Origin of the sequence: Nonomuraea sp. NPDC050202 (genome assembly GCF_040656115.1) — a bacterium.
Lineage (GTDB): Bacteria > Actinomycetota > Actinomycetes > Streptosporangiales > Streptosporangiaceae > Nonomuraea.
On sequence record NZ_JBFALF010000009.1, the window covers coordinates 120707 to 139962 of the forward strand.

The window sequence follows — 19256 nt, forward strand, 5'->3', positions numbered from 1 at the left end:
GGGGCGGCGGGGCTCGAGGAGCCGTCGCTCCCTTGCGCGGTGCGGCGGGGCTCGGAGAGTCTGAGCGTCGCTTCCTTGCGCGGTGCGGCGGGGCGCGGAGAGTCTGAGCGTCGCTCCCTTGTGCGGTGCGGCCCGGCCGTCTAACTTGGCCGGACGCCGTACCGCTGCTCGGGAGTGCCGCCGTGGATCTCGTCCTGCTCATCGCCGCCTTCGCGGTGTTCTTTCTGGTCGGCAGCGCCGAGCAGCGCGTCGAGCGGGAGCGCAGGCGCGTCGGCGAGGCCACGCCGAGCGGCACGGGGCACCAGCTCAACCACTACGAGCTGGCCTATCTCTCCGGTGGCCCGCGGCGGGCCATCAACACGGCGCTGGCCGTCCTCGCGACGGCCGGCGCCGTTCGCGTGTCCCGGTCCTCCCAGGTCACCCCGGTGCACGGGGCGCGGCCGTCGGCGGTGCCGATCGAGCAGGCCGTGCTCGACGCGCTGGCGGCCAGGCCGGGCGGCTGCCGGGCGAGCGATCTGCGGCGGGAGCTGGAGTCGCATCCCGCGCTGCGCGCCCTGGCCGGCGGGCTGGAAGCCCGCGGGCTGATCGTGCGGGAGGGGGCGTTCGCGACGGCGTGGCGGCTCAGGGACCGGGCCCAGCTCGCCGTGGCCGTGGCCGTGGGATACCTGGTGCTGGTGGCCGTGCTGGCCGCGATCGGCGTGGCGGGCCAGGAGAGCTACGTCGTCGGGACGTTCCTGATCTCCGGGTTCGCGGTGATCAGCGGCGCCGCAGCGCTGCACCGGCAGAAGCGGCGGCTGCGCAACGTCGTCACCCGCGAGGGCCGCGACGTCCTGGTCTCGGCCCGCGCCTACCACCGCAGGGGCGTGCGCGACGACAGCTCGCTGGTCCTGGCCGTCGGCATCCCCGTCGCCCTGTACGGGCTGCACGATCTCGGCGACCAGACCCTGTGCGACGGGCTGTCGGCCGGGGACCCGCGCGGTGACTGCGCCGGCTCCTGCGGCTCGTACGGCGGCGACGGCGCGACCTTCGGCAGCGACTCCCACGGCGGGTTCGACTCCGGCGGCGGCTCGTCGAGCTGTGGCGGAGGGTCGAGCAGTGGCGGTGGATCCAGTTGTGGCGGCGGATCGAGCTGCGGGGGCGGATCCGGCGGGAGCTAAACGAGCAAAACCCGGGCCCGCGCGGGCCGGGCCTCTACCTTGCGAACAAGTGTCTTTCCGGCACGCAGGCTGATCGGCCGCACGAGGGGAGGCCGCACATGGACCTGTTCCTGCTCATCGTATCGGTGGCCATCGCGGCTTACGCCGCCGCCACCACCTCCGCCATCACCCGCGCGCACGCCGCGATCAGGTCGGCCGCCGCGGGAACCAGTCTCGGGGATCTCGGCCACTACGACCTGGCCTATCTGGAAGGTGGCCCGGACCGGGTGGCCGACACGGCCATCGCCATCCTCGCCGAACGCGGCGACATCCGGGTGTCACGCGGCGGACGGGTGCACCGAGTCATCACGAGCACCCTCGCGGCGGAGCCCGTCGAGGAGACGGTCCTGGGCCGGGTGGCCGAGGACTCGGGCCTGCCGCTGAGGTCGCTCAGGATCGAGGTCGTCAGGAGCCTGACGATGCAGCGGATGAAGGAGCACCTCACGGCACAGGGGCTGCTCCTGCCCGACGGCGCCTTCACCCAGGTCCGGAGGCTGAGCCTGCGGCTGCGGCTGCTGTCGCTGCCGGCGTACGCGGGCTTCGTGATCGAGGGCCTGACCCTCGCCCTGGCCCCGAACCTGCACGCCCTGGTCGCCACCCTGGTCTTCCTCGGCACGGTGATCGGCGCGGAGGTCGTGCTCCGCGGCCACCGGTCCGGAGTCCGGGCCACGCTCACGAGGTCCGGCCGGGAGGCGCTGGACTCGGCCAGGCAGGCGTACGCCCGGGGCGTCGCCGAGGGGCCCGTCCCGCTCGCGCTCTACGGCGTCGAGTCGCTGCGCGACCCGAATCTGCGGGCCGAGCTCGGCAAGCAGGAGCCCCGGCGGGAGCGGCGGCGCGGGGGCTCCTACGCTGGGAACGGCTCGGCGGGCTGCGGCGGCGGGGTCTCGCACGGCAGCTCCCACGGCACCGCCGGCTGCGGAAGCGGATCGTCGGGCTGCGGCGGGGGCGGCGGCTGCGGCGGCGGTGGTTGCGGAGGAGGAAGCTGACCATGGCGGGGCTGGGAGTGGGCATCGGCTGGCGGTCCGAGCTGGACCTGACCATCGAGCGCATGGCGGGCGTCGACTTCGTCGAAGTGGTCGCCGAGAACATCAAGCCCGCCCACCTGCCGGAGTCGCTGCGAGTGCTGCGGGCCAGGGGCCTGCCGGTGATCCCCCACGGGGTGTCCCTCGGGGTCGGCGGCGCGGAGCCGCCCTCCCCGGCCCGGCTGGCCCACCTGGCCGCGTGCGCGCAGGCGCTGGAGGCGCCGCTGGTCAGCGAGCACCTGGCGTTCGTACGCGGTGGCGGTATCGAGGCCGGGCACCTGCTGCCCGTGCCACGCACGCGCGAGTCGCTGAAGGTCGTCATCGAGAACGTGCGCCGGGCCCAGGACGCGCTGCCCGTCCCGCTGGCCCTGGAGAACGTCGCGGCGATCTTCGGCTGGCCCGAGGACGAGCTGACCGAGGCGCAGTTCCTGGCCGAGCTGGTGGAAGCCACCGGCGTGGGATTGCTAGTCGACGTGGCCAACCTCTACACCAACCAGTTCAACCTGGGCCTGCCGGCGGTGGCGGCGCTGGACACGCTGCCGCTGGAGCACCTGGCGTACGTGCACGTCGCCGGCGGCTACGAGCACCACGGCATCTGGCACGACACCCACACCATGGCGGCGCCCCAGCCCGTGCTCGACCTGCTCACCGAGCTGTGCTCCCGGGTCACCCCGCCCGGGGTGCTGCTGGAGTGGAACGACGAGTACCCGAGCGACGCCGTGCTGGCGAACGAGCTGTCCAGGATCAGGGCCGCGATGGCGGTGGCCGGAGAGGCCGGATGAGCCCGGAGGAGGCGCGGCGGCTCGCCGACGCACAGGGGCCGTCGGCGCAGCCGCCGCGGCCTGCCGCCCCACAACAGCTCGGCGAGGAGCGAGGGCTCGATGAGGAGCGGCGCAGGCGGCTGGCCGAGGCTCAGGGGCGCGTCGTGGCGGCCCTGGTGGCCGGGGCGGAGGTGCCCGAGGGCTTCGACCCGGAGCGCATGCGGGCCCAGAGCATCAGCCTGATCTCCAAGCGCCGCGCCATCGTGGCCAGGATCCGCCCGGACACCGCCCAGGCGGCCGGCCCCGATCTGGCCGCCGAGTTCGCCGCGTACGCCAGGGCCCGCGCCACGCCGCCGCCCGACTACCGCACCGACGCCGACGACTTCGCCGCCTGGCTGCGCGAGCGCGGCCGGATGCCCGACGCCCCGGCCCCCAGGCGCCGCTGGTGGTCCCGCCTGCCCGGCATGCGCTGATCGGCCATCGATCACCTCGACCCTTCCTGGCATACGCTGATCGCAGCAAGCGCTTGGGAGGCGGCATGCGGATCGTCAACATGGGCGAGTGGCCCCTGGGCCAGGAGGACGAGCGGCGGCACGACCCCGGCGGCGAGCCGCTGTGGAACGAGTCCTGGTACTACGACTTCGTCTCCGAGGACGGCCGGACGGGCGGCTACGTCCGCCTCGGCCTCTACCCCGGCTGGGACCGCGCCTGGTACTGGGCCTGCCTGGTCACTGCCGGCGGCGACCGGGTCGCGGTGATCGACCACGAGGCGGCCCTGCCCGGCCCGGACCTGGCGGTGTCGGGCCCCGGCTACACGGCCTCCCACCGCACCGCCGACCCCTTCGAGCGAGCCGAGATCCGTCTGAGCTCCGCCGAGCTCACCCTGGACCTGGAGTTCCGCACGGCGGCCGGCGTCTACGGCTACGCGATCACCCCGCGCTACGAGATCCCCTGCGAGGTCACCGGCACGATCGGCGGCGTGCCCTTCCACGGCCACGGCGAGCGCGACCACAGCTGGGGCGTGCGTGACTGGTGGTCGATCTCGTGGTTGTGGAGCAGCGCCCGCCTGGACGACGGCACGTACCTGCACGGCATGCGCGCCAACCTGGGCATGGAGCTGCCCTGGCCGGCGTTCGTGGCGAGCAAGGGGAGCCTGGCCCACGTCGAGGGCTTCTCGGCGGCCACCGCCTTCGACGGTGACCGGCCGGCGCGGACCGTGCTGGACTTCCCCGGCTGCGCCACGACGGTGCGCCCGATCGCGTTCGCCCCGGTGACGCTCACCTCGCCCGAGGGCGTGGTGGCGGAGTTCCGGAGGGCGCTGTGCGCGTACGAGACCGAGGACGGGCGCACGGGGCACGGCTGGACGGAGTGGCACCAGCCGCCGGGCTGGCGGGAGCACACCTGGGGGCCGAGGGTTCAGGGGGGACGCGGGGGGTAACGGGGAGGGAGTGGGGGGTCTACGCTGCGTCGACGGGTCCTATCTGACCGTGACGCCGGTCGCGTGCACCGACAGTGTCGGCGCGCCGTACGAGATCACCCTGGAGCTGCACCGCGACGGCACCCCGTACGGCACCGTGGGCGAGCGCTGCGGACACCTGCTGGCGCGCCTGGCGCGCGGCGTCGACGAGGCTCGCCAGGGCAGGGGCGCGGCCAGGCGCTGGACGGATCCCGACGACCGCTTCCCCTGCGACGAGCCCGACAGCGAGCTGTTCTCCTTCCGTTACCTCACCAGGGCCGGGCTGGGCGGAGGCGAGCTGCGCTGCCAGTTGCGCACCATCCCCGTGTGGCAGCCGGGCCCCGGCGAGTGGCGGCTGACCAGGAGGGCTTACGTGGAGGCCTGGGGTGCCACCGGCGTGGGCATGCGCGCGGTGCTCACCTCCGCGGAGCTGTCGGTGTTCGTCCGGCAGCTCGTGGATGAGGCGGAAGGGTGTCTGAAAGGTTGAGAGTCTGCGGAGGAATGGCGTAGACGGAGCGGGCACGGGCGATTCGCGGTGATAATTGCCTGTTGGAGCAAACGACCAATGGGGCATCAGCACCGCTGGGGAGGCACTCCGTGGGCCTGCGCGATCTGGTCTACCGGCTGTACGAACACCGGCTGGAGGCCAAGCTGTCGAAGGACAGCATTCCCCGGCATGTCGGGGTCATCATCGACGGCAACCGCCGCTGGGCGCGTGCCATGGGCATGCGTGACGTGTCCACGGGGCACCGCAAGGGGGCGGACAAGATCTCCGAGCTGCTCGGCTGGTGTCGCGAGCTGGGCGTCGAGGTCGTCACGGTCTGGATGTTGTCCAACGACAACCTCAACCGGCCGAGGGAAGAGCTGGAGCCGCTGCTGCGCATCATCGAGGACGTGACGCAGGAGCTCGTGGCGGAGGGGTGGCGGATCAGTCCGGTCGGCGCGCTCGATCTGCTACCCGACCGGACGGCTAATGTCCTAAAAAATGCAAAAGAAGCGTCATCACACCGTCCAGGCCTGATTGTGAACGTTGCAGTTGGGTATGGAGGAAGACGTGAGATTGCCGATGCGGTGCGCTCACTGCTCCAGGAGCACGCGAGCAGGGGAGCGAGCATCGAGGACCTGGTCGAGGTACTCGATGTCGAGCACATCGCGGAGCATCTTTACACTCGCGGCCAGCCCGACCCGGACCTCCTCATCCGGACCTCGGGCGAGCAGCGTCTGTCCGGCTTCATGCTCTGGCAGAGTGCTCACTCCGAGTTCTACTTCCACGAGGCCTACTGGCCGGACTTCCGCAGGGTGGACTTCCTTCGGGCGCTGCGCGATTACGCTGCGAGACACCGGCGTTACGGTTCCTGACACGACAATCGGGTATCCAGGACGTAACGTTGGAAGTGTCCGGTCACAGGTCGGACATTTCGGAGAGGGCCCGCCTTTGCACCAACAACTGCCGAGGGGGGCCGGACTCCGGCGCCGACGGCAGCTCGCGGTCGGGGACGCGGGTCCGGTCCGATTCCCACCTCGTCTGCAGGGTGCCCGCACCAAGGGGCACCCGGGGGAGAACGTGTGGCAGTGTCCTCGAGCAACCCTACTCACCAGTCGGCCAAGCGCACGTACGTGCTGGACACCTCGGTCCTGCTCGCCGACCCGGCGGCGATGACCCGGTTCGCCGAGCACGACGTGGTCCTTCCGATCGTGGTCATCACGGAGCTGGAAGGCAAGCGTCACCACCCGGAGCTCGGTTACTTCGCCCGCAAGGCCCTGCGCTACCTGGACGACCTACGGGTCCAGTACGGCAGGCTGGACGAGGCGATGCCGACGGGGGACGGCACGATCAGGGTAGAGCTCAACCATAGCGATCCGTCCATTCTGCCCGTGGGCTTCCGCCTCGGCGACAACGACACGCGCATCCTGACCGTGGCCCGTTCGCTGGCCAGCGAGGGCTGCGACGTCGTCCTGGTCTCCAAGGACCTGCCGATGCGGGTCAAGGCCGCCTCGATCGGCCTGGCGGCCGAGGAGTACCGCGCCGAGCTGGTGCACGAGTCGGGCTGGACAGGCATGGCCGAGATCCAGGTCACCACGGACGACGTCGAGACGCTCTTCGAGTCCGGCACCGCCGACCTGGAGGAGGCCAGGGACCTGCCCGCGCACACGGGCCTGCGCCTGCTGTCGGCCAAGGGCTCGGCGCTCGGCCGGGTGCAGCCCGACAAGTCGGTGCGCCTGGTCCGCGGCGACCGCGAGGTCTTCGGCCTGCACGGCCGCTCCGCCGAGCAGCGCATCGCGCTCGACCTGCTGATGGACCCGGAGATCGGCATCGTCTCGCTCGGCGGCCGGGCCGGCACCGGCAAGTCGGCGCTGGCGCTGTGCGCGGGCCTGGAGGCGGTCCTGGAGCGCCGCCAGCACCGCAAGGTGATCGTCTTCCGGCCCATCTACGCCGTCGGCGGGCAGGAGCTCGGCTACCTGCCCGGCACCGAGGGCGAGAAGATGGGCCCGTGGGGCCAGGCGGTCTATGACACGCTCGGCGCGATCACCTCACCCGAGGTGATCGAGGAGGTGCTCGACCGGGGCATGCTGGAGGTGCTCCCGCTGACGCACATCCGCGGCCGGTCCCTGCACGACGCGTTCGTGATCGTGGACGAGGCCCAGTCGCTGGAGCGCGGGGTGCTGCTGACCGTGCTGAGCCGGATCGGCGCCAACTCGCGGGTGGTGCTCACCCACGACGTGGCCCAGCGTGACAACCTGCGCGTCGGCCGGCACGACGGCGTGGTCGCGGTGGTGGAGAAGCTGAAGGGTCATCCGCTGTTCGCCCACGTCACGCTCACCAGGTCCGAGCGCTCTCCGATCGCCGCGCTGGTGACGGAGATGCTCGAGGACATCACCATGTGACGCTCACTTGAGCTCACCGCACGTGTGCCGCCCCTCGTCCTTCGGGGGGCGGCCCGCCCGCTCCCGCACGATCCGCACCACCTCGTACGCCGCGTCCTGCTGCGCGGTGCAGACGATCTGCGCCATGCCGAGCTTGGTCAGCGTGCCGTCGCCGCTGATGTAGACGGTCAGCGTCGAGGTGCGGGGGAGCTGGATCTCGTCGCGCTGTGGCGGATTGATCGAGTTCCTGGTCCGCAGGTACGTGAACCCGCGCAACGCGGTGTCCCGGTCGCCGAGCGGGCGGGAGGAGGCCTCGAAGAGCGCGCCGAGCACGCTCTCCACGGTGTCGTCCTCGACGTCGGCCGGCTCCCGCGCCAGCTTGCCGTTCCTGACCAGGTAGATCGTCTTGGTCGGCGGCGGGATCTTGACGGTGGGAGCACTGCCCCTGTCCTGCACGTCGGTGGGCGAGATGCCGCAGGCCGTCGTGGCCAGCAGCAGCAGGGCGGCGATGCTCGTGAGGGCCTTCATATGTGCGGGAGCCAGACCGTGAAGAGGGTGCCCGGGTGCTGGGGGCGTACGGAGATCGTGCCCCCGTGGAGCTGGACGTTGGCGCGGGCGATGGCCAGGCCCAGGCCGCTGCCCTGGCTGCGCGCCCGGCCCGCGCCGGCCTTGAAGAAGCGGTCGAAGACGTGCGGCAGCGCCTCGTGCGGGATGCCCTTGCCGTGGTCGCGCACCTTCACCTCCAGTCCGTTCTCCGTGGTCCTGGCCGTGACCACGACCGGGGGCAGGCCGTGCTTGAGCGCGTTGCCGACCAGGTTGGCCACGATGACGTCGAACCGGCTGGGGTCGAGGTTGGCGGTCAGGCCCTGCGATGCGGTGACCGTCACCTGGTCGCTCCAGCCGCGTACCTCCAGGCAGTCCTGGATGGAGTCGGCGACGTTCACCGGCTCCAGGTTGAGGGTGGCCGTGCCCGCGTCGAAGCGGCTGATCTCGATGAGGTGCTCGACCAGCTCGCGCAGGCGCTCGATCTCCCTGAGCACCAGCCGCACGGCCTGCGCGGGCGCCTCCGGCAGGTGGTCGGCCTCGTCGGAGAGCATGTCGGCCACGGCCGTCATCGCGGTCAGCGGCGTGCGCAGCTCGTGCGAGACGTCGGCCACGAACCTGCGCGACATGGCCTCCAGCGAGCGCAGCTCCGACACGCTGAGCTCCAGCGCGGCCGCCGCGTCGTTGAACCGGGCGGTGAGCCCGGCCAGCTCGTCGTGGCCGTGCACGGGCAGCCGGGTGTCCAGCCTGCCCTGGCCGAGCGCCTGGGCCGCGGCGCTCAGCCGGCGCACCGGCAGCAGCACCTGACGGGCCGACAGCAGCGCCACGCCCAGGGCGCTCAGCACGATGACGAGGCCGGTCTGGGCCAGGGCCGTCCTGAGCGTGTCGAGCTGGCGCTCGTCGTCGCGCAGGGGGAAGAAGACGAACGCCTGTAGGCCGGTGGACTCGGGCCGGCCCGCGTTGTCGCGGTAGACCTCGGCGCCGACGATGAGGTAGAGCTCGTTGTCGATGATCTTGCGTTGGGTGACGACGCTCTGCTTGGCCCTGCCGTGCAGCTCGTTGGGCACGTCGCTGAGCGACATGGGGCCCTCGGTGGCGACGAGGGTGCCGTACTCGACCAGCGCGCTGCGGCCGGGCCCTGCCAGCGCGTGGGCCACGCGGTCGAGCTCCCTGGAGGTGGGGGCGGCCTCGCCGGGCCTGAGCTTGCCGATCGGGAAGTCGATGGTGGCGAGCTCCTTGGTCACCAGGTCCAGCGAGGCGGCCTCGGTCCTGGTGAGCAGCGCGGTCTTGGCCAGCTCGTAGCCGATGGTGGCGACCAGCAGGGAGGCGGTGACGGCGACGAGGGTGAAGGTGATGACCAGGCGGGCGCGCAGCCCTGTGGGACGGGGGATCACCCGGAGGATCGCGGGGCGGATCACGGAGGGCTGAACCGGTAGCCGAAGCCGCGCACGGTGTGGATGAAGACGGGCTCGGCCGGCTTGGGCTCGATCTTGGCGCGGATGCGCTGCACGCAGGCGTCCACCAGGCGGGAGTCCGCGATGTGGGTGTGGTCCCAGACGGCGCGCAGCAGGTAGCGGCGGTTGAGCACCTGGCCGGGGTGCCGGACGAGCTCCAGCAGCAGCCGCAGCTCCGTCGGGGTCAGGTGGATCTCCTTGCCGGCCAGCGTGACCTTGAGCGCGCCCCGGTCGATCACGAGGTCGCCGAACGTGATGCGGTCGGAGGCGGCGGACTCGGCGCGGCGCAGCACGGCGCGGATGCGGGCGTCCAGGACGCGCGGCTCGACCGGCTTGACCACGTAGTCGTCGGCGCCGGCCTCCAGCCCGACGACCACGTCCAGGTCGTCGCCGCGGGCCGTGAGCAGGATGACGGGGAGCTGGTCGAGCTTGCGGACGCGGCGGCACACCTCGACGCCGTCGATACCCGGGAGCATGACGTCGAGGATCGCGATCTCCGGGCGGCGGGCTCTGATGTGGTCGAGAGCCTCCTCACCCGTCGCGTACGACGTGACGGAGTGCCCCTGCCTGGTCAGCGCCAGCTCTAGAGCCGTACGGACCGAGGGGTCGTCTTCTACGAGGAGGATGCCAGCCACGCGCACATTATTATTCCATGTCTCGAATACCCGGTATGTGTCACCAAACTGTGACACGGCCCAGATGTGATCCGGAAGAAGGGCCGCGACCCTGAAAGCGGCTTCCCTTCGGAGAACGGGCGCCCGAAGGGGAGCCGTCCATGATGTGACGAATGTCACAATTTTTCGGAAACGCAGGGCTAACCTGCTGCTTGGTGAAATTTACGTCAAGCGATTCCCGCGTTTCGGTTGCGGACCACCCCCCAGGACAGGGCAAGCTCATGCTTCGTGAGCCCCGGTCCGCAGTTGAGTGAGCGCCCCCCGAAGGAAGACCTCCCCTCGGCGCGCCGGCCTTCGCGCTTCACTCCCAAGCGCATCATCATCACCGTGCTCTCGCTGGTGATCGTCCTCGGTGGCGGCGGCTACACCGCCTACCGCGCCGTGCAGAACGCCAACGAGCCGCCGAAGCCGCCGATGTCGCTCACCGACCTCGGCAAGATCGCCAGCGGCGACCTGTACGCGCCCGACCCCGAGGCCGACCTGCTCAAGGCCGAGGCCGAGCAGGCGTACAAGGCCGACCAGCTCAAGAAGGGACGCACGGGCGCGGCCGGCAAGGGCCTCGACTGGGTGGTGCCCGAGCAGGCCCCCGGCGGCGACGGCTTCCCCGCCCAGAACTTCCCGCCGGGCAGCGACCCCTCGCCGGGCTCCAACAAGGCCACCGCGAAGTCGATGCTGGCCTCGTTCGGGTTCGGCGCCGACCAGTGGGGCTGCCTGGAGCGGCTCTGGCACAAGGAGAGCGGCTGGAACGAGCGGGCCATGAACCGCTACTCCGGTGCGTACGGCATCCCGCAGTCGCTGCCCGGCAGCAAGATGGCCAGCGCCGGCGCCGACTGGCAGACCAACGCCGCCACCCAGATCAAGTGGGGCCTGGGCTACATCAAGGGCCGCTACGGCACGCCCTGCGCCGCCTGGGGCCACTCGCAGCGCGTCGGTTGGTATTAAGTCGGGAGCGGGTCAACTTTCCTTCCCCAATCGGCAAGCCGTCGCGCCCGATCCTGTATACGGGCGCACGCTGGCCGCATGGGTGTGAAGGTCAGTGTGATCATCAATGTCCACAATCCGGGTGACACCGCCGACGCGTGCGTCCGCTCCGCGCTGGAGCAGACGATGCCCCCGGACGAGTACGAAGTGATCGTCGTGGACGACGGGTCCACGGACGGGACCGCCGAGCGCCTGGACATCATCGCGACCGTTCGCGAGAACGTCCGGGCGCTGCACCTGCCGTACACGGGCTCACCCTCGCGCGCCCGCAACGTCGGCCTGGCGGCCGCCGCCGGCGACTACGTGTACTTCCTGGAGCCGGGCGACCGCCTGGAGCGGGACGCCGTCGAGCGCATGCATGACCGGGCCGTGGAGGCCGACGCGGACGTGCTGGTCGGCCGCCTGGTCCGCGACTTCGGCCCGCCGATGACCGCCTTCGCGCGCAGCACCGGCCGGGCCGACATCCTGCGCGACCGGCTGCTCACCCTGCTTCACCCGCAGCAGCTCTACCGGCGCGCGTTCCTGGAGGAGCACGAGCTGGGCTTCTCCGTGCCGGGCAGCCGGATGGGGGAGCAGGCGTTCGTGCTGCGCGCCTACCTGCAGGCCAAGGTCATCGCGGTGCTGGCCGATCACGTCTGCTGCCACCTCGGGGAGCGCCCCGGCGTCGAGGAGGAGCCGCGGGCCATCGTCAAGGAGTTGCACAAGCTGCTCGACGACATCGACACCTACGTGGGCGAGGGGCGCCAGCGCGACCGCATGTACGCGTACTGGCTGCGGTACGCCGTCCTGCGCCCGCTGCTGACCAGCAAGTTCGCCGACTCGTCCGTCGATCGGGGCATGCACTTCCGCGTCGTGCAGGAGCTCATGGAGCAGCGCTTCCCCGAGCGCCTCGACCGCCACCTGCCGGTCCAGCTCCGCGTCGTGGCCGCGTACGTCCGCATGGGGCGCCTCGACCAGATCGTGCTCATGTCGAACTCCTCCAAGCGCGCGGGCCTGCGCGCCGACCTCACCGAGGTGCGCTGGGACGCCGACGTCCTCGTGCTCGGGCTGACCGCCGAGGTGCTGGCCGGCGACGGCACGCCCGACAAGTACCAGGTGGACGGCGACAGCCTGCACTGGATCCCGCCACGCTCGCTGGAGACCAGGAAGCTGCCCGCGGACGTCACCGACATCACCAGCGACGTCGAGCGGGCCCGCATCGAGCTCTACGTGCGCCACGCCGAGACGGGCGTCGTGCACTTCCTGCCGCTCACCCAGCACGTCGAGCGCGTCCCGGCGGGCCGCCGCAGGGTCCGCGTCCGCATCAAGGGCGAGACCCGGCTGGACATCACCACCGCGGCCCTGGGCGAGCCGCTGCGGCCGGGGGTGTGGGAGGTGCACGTACGCATGTTCAGCGGGGCCAACCAGGCCAGGAGCCGCGTCAGCCACCCCGAGGGCCCGCTCAACTGCCTCGGCGTGCTGGCCCAGCGGCCCAGGATGCGGCTGGTCGTGCCGTGCTGGAGCGACTCGGGCGAGCTGGGGCTGGCCATCGAGCCGCGCACGTTCTCCGAGTCGATCAAGCTGGTGTCGCCGGGCGTGACGGTCAAGCACCTCGGGCGGCATCTGTACGTCGTGCTGCCGGTGCCGTACGTGCCGCCGAGCGGCGGCCCGCCGCTGGAGCTCGTCATGCGCAGCACCGGCAGGCGCGCCCGCGAGGTGAGCGCGCCCGCCCTGGTCGAGGCCGGGGTGCCGGGCAGGCTCGCCGGCCAGCTCGTGGCCAAGGTGCCGGTCAAGCGCCTGCTGCCCAGCGCCGAGCACTTCGGGCCGGGACGCTGGCTGTGCACGCTGCGCTCCCCCGACGAGGAGGTCGGGCTGCGGTTCGCGCTGGAGATGCGCAGGGGCAGGATCGAGGCCCGCCCTGCCGCCGCCGCCGATCCCGAGCGCCGCTCGCCCATGGGCCGCGACACCGCGCTGCACCGGCTCGGCCGCAGGCTGCCCGGCGCGCGGCACATCGTGCGTCTGGCGCGCGCGGGCAGGCACCGCTACCTCATGGACTGACCCAGCCCTCCAGCTCCTCGAAGGCGCCTCTGAAGGCCGGGAGCATCGGCTTGAGCCGGTCGGGGTAGAGGTCCACCAGGCTGTCGAGGTGGTTGCCGCCCTCGATCCGGTGGTAGCGGAACGGGCGGTGCGGGCCGACCATCTTCGCGTACACGTCGGAGTCGCGCGAGATCGGCAGCAGCGTGTCCAGCGTACCGTGCAGGGTGATCAGCGGCTTGGTGATCCTGCCCGTCAGCGCGATCCTGGCCACCGCGGCGTACGGCTTGCGCTCGTCGTAGTCGTAGTCCGCCGCGGCGCCCTGGTAGGACGGGTCCAGCTCCTTCTGGTAGAGCTGCTGGGTGAGCTCCCAGTAGTACTGCCGGTGGAACGGCCACAGGAACTCCGAGCCCGCCGCGAACCCGGCCGCCCGCACCCCGGCCTCGTCCGGGTACGCCTTCAGCGCCGGCGGCAGGAAGTTCAGCAGGTTGTCGCCCTTGACCCGCCAGAGCGTGCCCTCCCAGTCCACGCCGCCGTCGTAGAGCCAGCCGCGGTTCTCCAGCTGCCAGCGCACCAGGTAGCCGCCGTTGGAGATGCCCGCGGCGAACGTGCGCTCGGGCGGCCTGCCGTACCGCTGCCTGACCACGGCCTTGGCGGCCATCGTGAGCTGGGTGACGCGGTGGTTCCACTCGGCGATGGCGTCGCCGGGGCGGCGGCCGTCCTCGTGGAAGTTCACGCCCACGTTGCCCTTGTCGGTGGAGGCGAACGCGTACCCCTTCGACAGGACCCAGTCGGAGATCGTGTAGTCGTTGGCGTACTGCTCCCTGTTGCCGGGGGTGCCGGAGACGACCAGGCCGCCGTTCCACTCCTTCGGCAGTCTGATCACGAACTGGGAGTCGTGGTTCCAGCCGTGCGTGGCGTTGCCGGTGGAGGTGTCGGGGAAGTAGCCGTCGATCTGGAGGCCGGGCACGCCGGTGGGGTTGACCGTGGCGGCCGAGTGCAGCCCGGCCCAGTCCGCGGGGTCGGTGTGGCCGGTCCGCGCCGTGCCGGCCGTGGTCAGGTCGTCGAGCGCGGCGATCCGCGCGTGCTCGGCGCCCGGGACCGTGATCTGGCCCGCCGGCGTCAGTAAGCTCGCCACGAGCGTGAGCGCGACCAGCATCTACGCCTCCCTCAGGTGCTCGGCCAGCAGGCGCTGGAACTCTTCCGGGTGCTCCAGGTGCGGGCTGTGGCCGCAGTCGTCCAGGACGGACTCGCGGTATCTCCCGTACCGCTCCAGCACGGCCCTGGTCTGGCTCACCATGGGCTGGGCGGGGGTGCCGGGCGAGCCGGGCACGACGCCGAGCGCCCCCAGGTGGGCCAGGTCGAACAGCGAGGTGTCCGAGACGATCACGTCGTCGGCGCCCCTGATCCACAGGATCGGCGGCTTGGGGTCGATCCTGTGGAGGTCGTCGAGGCGGAAGTGGGTGGGCGCGGCGGCGTTGAGCACGCCGGTCTTGCCCGGTGCCACGCCCGGCCAGGCGTCGGAGGTGGCGGCGTCGCCGGGGTAGTGGGCCTCGCCGACGCGGGTGGTGAGCATCGCGCGGACGTAGAAGTCCTCGTCGGGGACGGGGCGGTTGTTGACGTAGGCGGAGCGGAAGACGTTGCGCGGAGAGGTGGGAGATTCGTCCGACATGTCGCCCGCCTGGAGCCGAGTCACGAAATCAGGGTTCGCGGCGCCCGCGCCCGATCCCGCGCCGCCGGGGTGCGTGAGCCGCCCCTCCGGGCCCTCCGTGCCGCCGAAGCCGTAGGGGGAGATCGGGTTGACCAGCGTGACGCTCCTGACGGCGCTCGGGCGGTCGCGCAGCAACTGCAGCACGATGCCGCCGCCCAGGCTCCAGCCCACCAGGTGGACCCGCTCCAGGCCCAGCGCGTCGACCAGCTCGATCAGATCGTCCGAGTAGTCGCGCAGGCCCCTCGTGGCGTCCACGGGCGCCGGGTCGGTGCCGCCGAACCCGCGCAGGTCCACCGCCAGCGGACGGTACCCCTCGGGCAGCGCGGCCATGGCGTCGCGCCAGAAGGCGGCGGAGGAGACGTTCCCGTGCACGAACAGCACGGGCTCGCCGGTGTTCCTGCCCTCGACGGTCAGGACGTGCTGGGTGAGCCTCGGCGTGGTGACCTTCATTTCGCGTAGATCCTCTCGGCCAGGTCGGTGCCCCGAGTCTCCCGGGCGGCGTAGACCGAGACCAGGGTGAGCAGCGCCGCAACCCCGAGGTAGGCCGAGATGGGCACGCTGCTGCCGAACTGCTGGAGCAGGGCCACCGCGATGATCGGGGCCAGCGCGCCCGCCACGATCGCCGAGAGCTGCGCGCCGATGGAGACGCCGGTGTAGCGGGTCCTGGTGCCGAACAGCTCGGAGAAGAAGGCCGCCTGCGGGCCGTACATCATGCCGTGGAAGAGCAGGCCGACCGTGACGGCCAGGGTGATGGCCAGGAAGTTGCCGGTGTCCACGAGCGGGAAGAACGCGAAGATCCACACGCCGATGCCGGCGGCGCCCGCCAGGTAGATCGGGCGGCGGCCGACCCGGTCGGACAGCGCGCCCCACACCGGGATCGTCACGAAGTGGATGCCCGAGGAGATCAGCACCGCGTTCAGCACGGTCGAGTTGTCGATGCCGGTCTGCTTGGCGTAGGTGATGACGAAGACGGTCAGCAGGTAGAACGAGATGTTCTCCGCCAGGCGGGCGCCGATCGCGACCAGCACGTCCTTGGAGTGGTGACGCAGCACCCCGACGATCGGGGCCCTGGGCTCCGGCGGGGCCTCCTTGAAGACCGGCGACTCGCTGATCGACAGCCGGATCCAGAGCCCGATCAGCACCAGCACGCCCGACAGCAGGAACGGCACCCGCCACCCCCACGACAGGAACGCCTCGTCCGACTGCCAGGCGGCCAGTGCCGCCAGCACGCCGGTGGCCAGCAGGTTGCCGCCGGGGGCGCCGGCCTGCGGCCAGGAGGCCCAGAAGCCGCGCCGCGCCGTGTCGCCGTGCTCGGAGACGATCAGCACCGCGCCGCCCCACTCGCCGCCGAGCGCGAAGCCCTGGACGAGCCGCAGCGCCGTCAGCACCAGCGCCGCCGCCGGGCCCAGCGTCTCGTACGTCGGCAGGCAGCCGATCAGGAAGGTCGCCGTGCCCATCATCAGCAGGCTGACGACCAGCAGCGTCTTGCGGCCGATCCGGTCGCCGAAGTGGCCGAAGACCAGGCCGCCGAGCGGGCGGGCGACGAATCCGACGGCGTAGGTGAGGAACGACAGCAGCGTGCCGGTCAGCGGGTCGGACTCGGGGAAGAAGAGCTTGTTGAACACGAGGGCGGCTGCCGAGCCGTACAGGAAGAAGTCGTACCACTCGATGGTGGTGCCGATCAGGCTCGCGGCGACGATCTTCTTGATGGAAGTGGCCATGCCGGTCACCGTAGGTTGTGACCGGAGTCACTCATATAGCGTTCGGACCCATAGTGTCGGGCATGTCTGTGTGGCCGAGCCGGTGCAAGCGGAGGGCGAGCTGGATCTCCAGCGCCCGCTCCGGCTCCAGCCAGCCCTCGCCGAGCAGCTTGCCGATCCGGTCGAGCCGCTGCGTGACGGTGTTGACGTGGATGTGCATGGCCTCGGCCGTGCGCGAGGGGGAGCCGCCGGTACCGAAGTAGGCCGCCAGCGTGCCGGTCAGGGCGGTGCCCCTGCGGGCGTCGTAGTCGATGACCGCGCCGAGCGTCCTGCCGACGAAGCCGGGCACGTCACGGCCGTCGCCGACGAGCAGCCCCACGAAGCCCAGCTCGGCCGCGCTCGCCCCGTCACCGGCCCGGCCGAGCGCGATCAGCGCCTCCGCGCACCTGCGCGCCTCCTGGTAGGCGGCGGCCACGTCCTCCGGTTCGCCCGCGCGTGAGGCGCCCGCCGTCGCCGGGCTCTGCAGCGACGACGTCAGCTCGCGGGCCACGCGCTGCGCCAGCCCCCCGGCATCGTCGCCGGGCAGCAGCAGCACGACCTCGTCACCCCGCCCCGCCGCCAGCCCGTGCCGCAGCGTCGCCTGCGAGGAGGCCCAGAACGCCGCCCGCTCGCGCTGTCCCGAGTGCCTGGCGACCACCACCACGTGCGGGGCGCCCAGGTCCATGCCGAGCCGCCGCGCCCGGTCGGCCAGGCCGGGCGAGCCCGGCCTGGAGATCAGGTCGTCGAGCAGTTCGCCCCTGACCCGCCCCTCGGCCTCGGCCACGCTCCTGCGGAACAGCAGCAGCAACGCGCACACCAGCGCCGCCCGCTCCAGGATGCGCTCGTCGGCGTCGTCGCTGCGCAGGATCAGCGTGCACAGCGGCTCCCCGCCCACGTCCACGGACGCGATCAGCAGATCGCCCCTGCGTACGGTGCGCCCCAGCGCCCTGGACGCCTGCGCCGCCTCGAACACGCCCGAGTCCAGCTCGCCCACGTCACCGCTGATGGGCCGCCCCAGGTCGTTCAGCACGGCCAGCGAGCCGCCCAGCACGTCGGTCACCACGGCCGCCACGTCCTCGATCCCGCCGCCGCGCAGCACCAGCGAGGTCATCCGGTCGTGCGCCATGGCGGCCCGCTCCACGGCCTCGCCGTGCTCCCTGGCGGTCCGGTGGGCGTGGGAGAGCTCCTCCAGCGCGTTCCTGGTCTCCTGCAGCAGCCTGGCGTTGTCGATCGCGACGGCGGCGTGCGCGGCCAGGCTGGCCAGCAGCGACACCTCCTCCTGGTGGAACGGCCTGGCGCTGCGGTTGGCCGCCATCAGCACGCCGATCACCCGCTGCCCCAGCCGCAGCGGCACGCCGAGGATGGCGACCAGGCCCTCCTCCTTGACGGCCTCGTCGATGTGCTCCTTGTGCCGGAACCTGGCGTCGGCGAAGTAGTCGGCCGTCGCGTACGGCACCGCCGTCTGCGCCACGAGCCCGCCCAGCCCCGCCCCCATGGCCAGCCGCAACGCCCGGAACTTGGCCGAGATCGACCCGTCCGTGACGCGCATGTAGGTGTCGCCCCGCTCGGGGTCGTGCAGCGTCATGTACGCGACGTCGGTGGCCAGCAACTGCCTGGCCCGGTGCACGATGGCCTCCAGCACGGCGTCGAGGTCGCGCAGCGCCGCCAGGTCGCCGGCCGTGTCGTACAGCGCCGACAGCTCCGCCTCGCGCCTGGCCCGCCGCTTCAGCAGGTCGCGCACCTTGAGCGCCTCGACCTTGGCCCGCTCCAGCTCCTCGATCGTCGCCGCGTCCGCGCCCGCGGCCCTGGCCTGGATGATCGGCCCCTCGAACTCGACCGCGGACGCCTCCCTGGCCAGCAACTCCAGGAACCGGATGCTCACTAGTGGGCCGTCCAGCCACCGTCCACCGGCAGCGACACGCCGGTGATGAACGCCCCGGCCGGGCCGCACAGGTAGGCGACCAGCTCGGCCACCTCCTCGGGCTCGATCAGGCGCTTGATGGCCGCGGGGGCCAGCATGATGTCGCGCACGACCTCGTCCTCGGGGATGCCGTGCACCTTGGCCTGGCCGGCGATCTGCGCCTCCACCAGCCCGGTGCGCACGTAGGCCGGGCAGACGCAGGTCGAGGTCACCCCGTGCGGGGCCCCTTCCAGCGCCACGACCTTGGAGAACCCCTCCAGCGCGTGCTTGGCCGTCGTGTACGCCGACTTGTACGGCGAGGCCCGCAGCCCGTGCACCGACGAGATGTTCACGAACCGCCCCCAGCCCCTGGCGTACATGCCGGGCAGCACCCGGCGCGCGATCAGGAACGGCGCCTCGACCATCACCTTGAGCATCGTGGCGAACACCTCGGGCGGGAACTCCTCGATCGGCGCCACGTGCTGGAACCCGGCGTTGTTCACCACGATGTCCACCGGCTCGTCGGGCAGCGCCGCCACGAAACCGGGCTCGCTCAGATCGGCCACCACCGCGGCGCCGCCCACCTCGGCGGCCACCTTCTCGGCGGACTCGGCCCGCAGGTCCACGACCAGTACCCTGGCCCCCGCCGCGGCCAACCGCCGCGCGCACGCCGCCCCGATGCCGCCCCCGGCCCCCGTCACCAGCGCGGTGCGCCCCGTCAGCTCCTTCGCCATACCTCGCCACCCTAAGCTCTCGCCCCGCCGCACCGCATGGGTGCTGACGACATAGATGGATGACCGCATATGTGGATCAAGGGCGTCTGCTAAGGTGAGGGCATGATCGCGTACTCGTCCCAGTGGTGGCCCGCCTCCTAGGCGGACCACCGGCGCGATACGCACACGGCCGCCTCGACGAGGCGGCCGTCACCGTTGCAGTGGGTG

General features: G+C 71.8%; 18 protein-coding genes. 10 read left to right on the forward strand and 8 right to left on the reverse strand.

Annotation, left to right across the window (positions count from 1 at the left end; all coding sequences use genetic code 11):
• Nucleotides 1-182 precede the first annotated feature (182 nt).
• From AB0I79_RS25065 to AB0I79_RS25100, 8 genes are all read left to right on the forward strand, one after another.
• On the forward strand, nt 183-1157 hold the full coding sequence (locus AB0I79_RS25065; RefSeq protein WP_357876835.1) for a TIGR04222 domain-containing membrane protein: 975 nt from the start codon (nt 183-185) through the stop codon (nt 1155-1157).
• A gap of 98 nt (nt 1158-1255) precedes the next feature.
• Nucleotides 1256-2182 carry a TIGR04222 domain-containing membrane protein gene (locus tag AB0I79_RS25070; protein WP_357876838.1) on the forward strand — a complete coding sequence of 309 codons (927 nt, stop codon included), beginning with the start codon at nt 1256-1258 and terminating at the stop codon, nt 2180-2182.
• A 2-nt stretch (nt 2183-2184) separates the two neighbouring features.
• Entirely contained in the window at nt 2185-3000 is an 816-nt protein-coding gene (locus AB0I79_RS25075) for a DUF692 domain-containing protein (RefSeq protein WP_357876841.1), read from the forward strand.
• The gene (locus AB0I79_RS25080) at nt 2997-3452 is read left to right on the forward strand and encodes a hypothetical protein (protein WP_357876844.1); all 456 of its coding nucleotides are present in this window, start codon (nt 2997-2999) and stop codon (nt 3450-3452) included. The genes AB0I79_RS25075 and AB0I79_RS25080 overlap by 4 nt, the downstream gene beginning before the upstream one ends.
• A gap of 65 nt (nt 3453-3517) precedes the next feature.
• Nucleotides 3518-4417 (forward strand): hypothetical protein, encoded by a 900-nt coding sequence (locus AB0I79_RS25085; RefSeq protein WP_357876847.1) that lies wholly within the window; start codon nt 3518-3520, stop codon nt 4415-4417.
• Nucleotides 4418-4466: 49 nt separating this feature from the next.
• Nucleotides 4467-4922 carry a hypothetical protein gene (locus AB0I79_RS25090; RefSeq protein WP_357876850.1) on the forward strand — a complete coding sequence of 152 codons (456 nt, stop codon included), beginning with the start codon at nt 4467-4469 and terminating at the stop codon, nt 4920-4922.
• Between the two features lie 110 nt (nt 4923-5032).
• A complete protein-coding gene (locus tag AB0I79_RS25095) occupies nt 5033-5794 on the forward strand; it encodes an isoprenyl transferase (protein ID WP_357876853.1) in 762 nt (253 codons plus the stop codon).
• Nucleotides 5795-6052: 258 nt separating this feature from the next.
• Complete coding sequence (locus AB0I79_RS25100) at nt 6053-7321, forward strand: PhoH family protein (protein ID WP_357877430.1); 1269 nt, start codon at nt 6053-6055, stop codon at nt 7319-7321.
• A 3-nt stretch (nt 7322-7324) separates the two neighbouring features.
• On the opposite strand, the gene AB0I79_RS25105 is transcribed toward AB0I79_RS25100, so the two are convergent.
• From AB0I79_RS25105 to AB0I79_RS25115, 3 genes are read right to left on the reverse strand one after another with little or no spacing between them, the layout of a single operon-like run.
• The gene (locus AB0I79_RS25105) at nt 7325-7828 is read right to left on the reverse strand and encodes a hypothetical protein (protein ID WP_357876856.1); all 504 of its coding nucleotides are present in this window, start codon (nt 7826-7828) and stop codon (nt 7325-7327) included.
• Nucleotides 7825-9237, reverse strand: coding sequence for a HAMP domain-containing sensor histidine kinase (locus AB0I79_RS25110; RefSeq protein ID WP_357876859.1), 1413 nt, complete (start codon nt 9235-9237; stop codon nt 7825-7827). Before AB0I79_RS25110 ends, AB0I79_RS25105 begins: the two co-directional genes overlap by 4 nt.
• A gap of 20 nt (nt 9238-9257) precedes the next feature.
• Nucleotides 9258-9932, reverse strand: coding sequence for a response regulator transcription factor (locus AB0I79_RS25115; protein WP_185100819.1), 675 nt, complete (start codon nt 9930-9932; stop codon nt 9258-9260).
• 375 nt (nt 9933-10307) lie between these two features.
• On the opposite strand from AB0I79_RS25115, the gene AB0I79_RS25120 reads away from it, so the two are divergent.
• Nucleotides 10308-10913: a lytic transglycosylase domain-containing protein gene (locus AB0I79_RS25120; RefSeq protein ID WP_357877433.1), complete on the forward strand. Its 606-nt coding sequence runs from the start codon at nt 10308-10310 to the stop codon at nt 10911-10913.
• Nucleotides 10914-10991: 78 nt separating this feature from the next.
• The gene (locus AB0I79_RS25125; protein WP_357876862.1) at nt 10992-12989 is read left to right on the forward strand and encodes a glycosyltransferase; all 1998 of its coding nucleotides are present in this window, start codon (nt 10992-10994) and stop codon (nt 12987-12989) included.
• Here AB0I79_RS25125 and AB0I79_RS25130 read toward each other — a convergent pair.
• From AB0I79_RS25130 to AB0I79_RS25150, 5 genes are read right to left on the reverse strand one after another with little or no spacing between them, the layout of a single operon-like run.
• Nucleotides 12979-14124 carry a tannase/feruloyl esterase family alpha/beta hydrolase gene (locus tag AB0I79_RS25130; RefSeq protein WP_357876865.1) on the reverse strand — a complete coding sequence of 382 codons (1146 nt, stop codon included), beginning with the start codon at nt 14122-14124 and terminating at the stop codon, nt 12979-12981. The genes AB0I79_RS25125 and AB0I79_RS25130 overlap by 11 nt on opposite strands.
• Nucleotides 14125-15126 carry an alpha/beta hydrolase gene (locus AB0I79_RS25135; RefSeq protein ID WP_357876868.1) on the reverse strand — a complete coding sequence of 334 codons (1002 nt, stop codon included), beginning with the start codon at nt 15124-15126 and terminating at the stop codon, nt 14125-14127.
• Entirely contained in the window at nt 15123-16397 is a 1275-nt protein-coding gene (locus tag AB0I79_RS25140; RefSeq protein WP_357876871.1) for an MFS transporter, read from the reverse strand. Before AB0I79_RS25140 ends, AB0I79_RS25135 begins: the two co-directional genes overlap by 4 nt.
• A gap of 31 nt (nt 16398-16428) precedes the next feature.
• Nucleotides 16429-18297 (reverse strand): GAF domain-containing protein, encoded by a 1869-nt coding sequence (locus tag AB0I79_RS25145; RefSeq protein ID WP_357876874.1) that lies wholly within the window; start codon nt 18295-18297, stop codon nt 16429-16431.
• Complete coding sequence (locus AB0I79_RS25150) at nt 18297-19049, reverse strand: 3-hydroxybutyrate dehydrogenase (RefSeq protein WP_357876877.1); 753 nt, start codon at nt 19047-19049, stop codon at nt 18297-18299. The genes AB0I79_RS25145 and AB0I79_RS25150 overlap by 1 nt, the downstream gene beginning before the upstream one ends.
• Nucleotides 19050-19256 lie beyond the last annotated feature (207 nt).

Coding starts and splice junctions, on each gene's coding strand:
- AB0I79_RS25070 (WP_357876838.1), top strand. CDS start 1,256: ATGGACCTGTTCCTGCTCATCGTATCGGTGGCCATCGCGGCTTACGCC.
- AB0I79_RS25075 (WP_357876841.1), top strand. CDS start 2,185: ATGGCGGGGCTGGGAGTGGGCATCGGCTGGCGGTCCGAGCTGGACCTG.
- AB0I79_RS25080 (WP_357876844.1), top strand. CDS start 2,997: ATGAGCCCGGAGGAGGCGCGGCGGCTCGCCGACGCACAGGGGCCGTCG.
- AB0I79_RS25085 (WP_357876847.1), top strand. CDS start 3,518: ATGCGGATCGTCAACATGGGCGAGTGGCCCCTGGGCCAGGAGGACGAG.
- AB0I79_RS25105 (WP_357876856.1), bottom strand. CDS start 7,828: ATGAAGGCCCTCACGAGCATCGCCGCCCTGCTGCTGCTGGCCACGACG.
- AB0I79_RS25125 (WP_357876862.1), top strand. CDS start 10,992: ATGGGTGTGAAGGTCAGTGTGATCATCAATGTCCACAATCCGGGTGAC.
- AB0I79_RS25130 (WP_357876865.1), bottom strand. CDS start 14,124: ATGCTGGTCGCGCTCACGCTCGTGGCGAGCTTACTGACGCCGGCGGGC.
- AB0I79_RS25135 (WP_357876868.1), bottom strand. CDS start 15,126: ATGAAGGTCACCACGCCGAGGCTCACCCAGCACGTCCTGACCGTCGAG.
- AB0I79_RS25140 (WP_357876871.1), bottom strand. CDS start 16,397: ATGGCCACTTCCATCAAGAAGATCGTCGCCGCGAGCCTGATCGGCACC.
- AB0I79_RS25150 (WP_357876877.1), bottom strand. CDS start 19,049: ATGGCGAAGGAGCTGACGGGGCGCACCGCGCTGGTGACGGGGGCCGGG.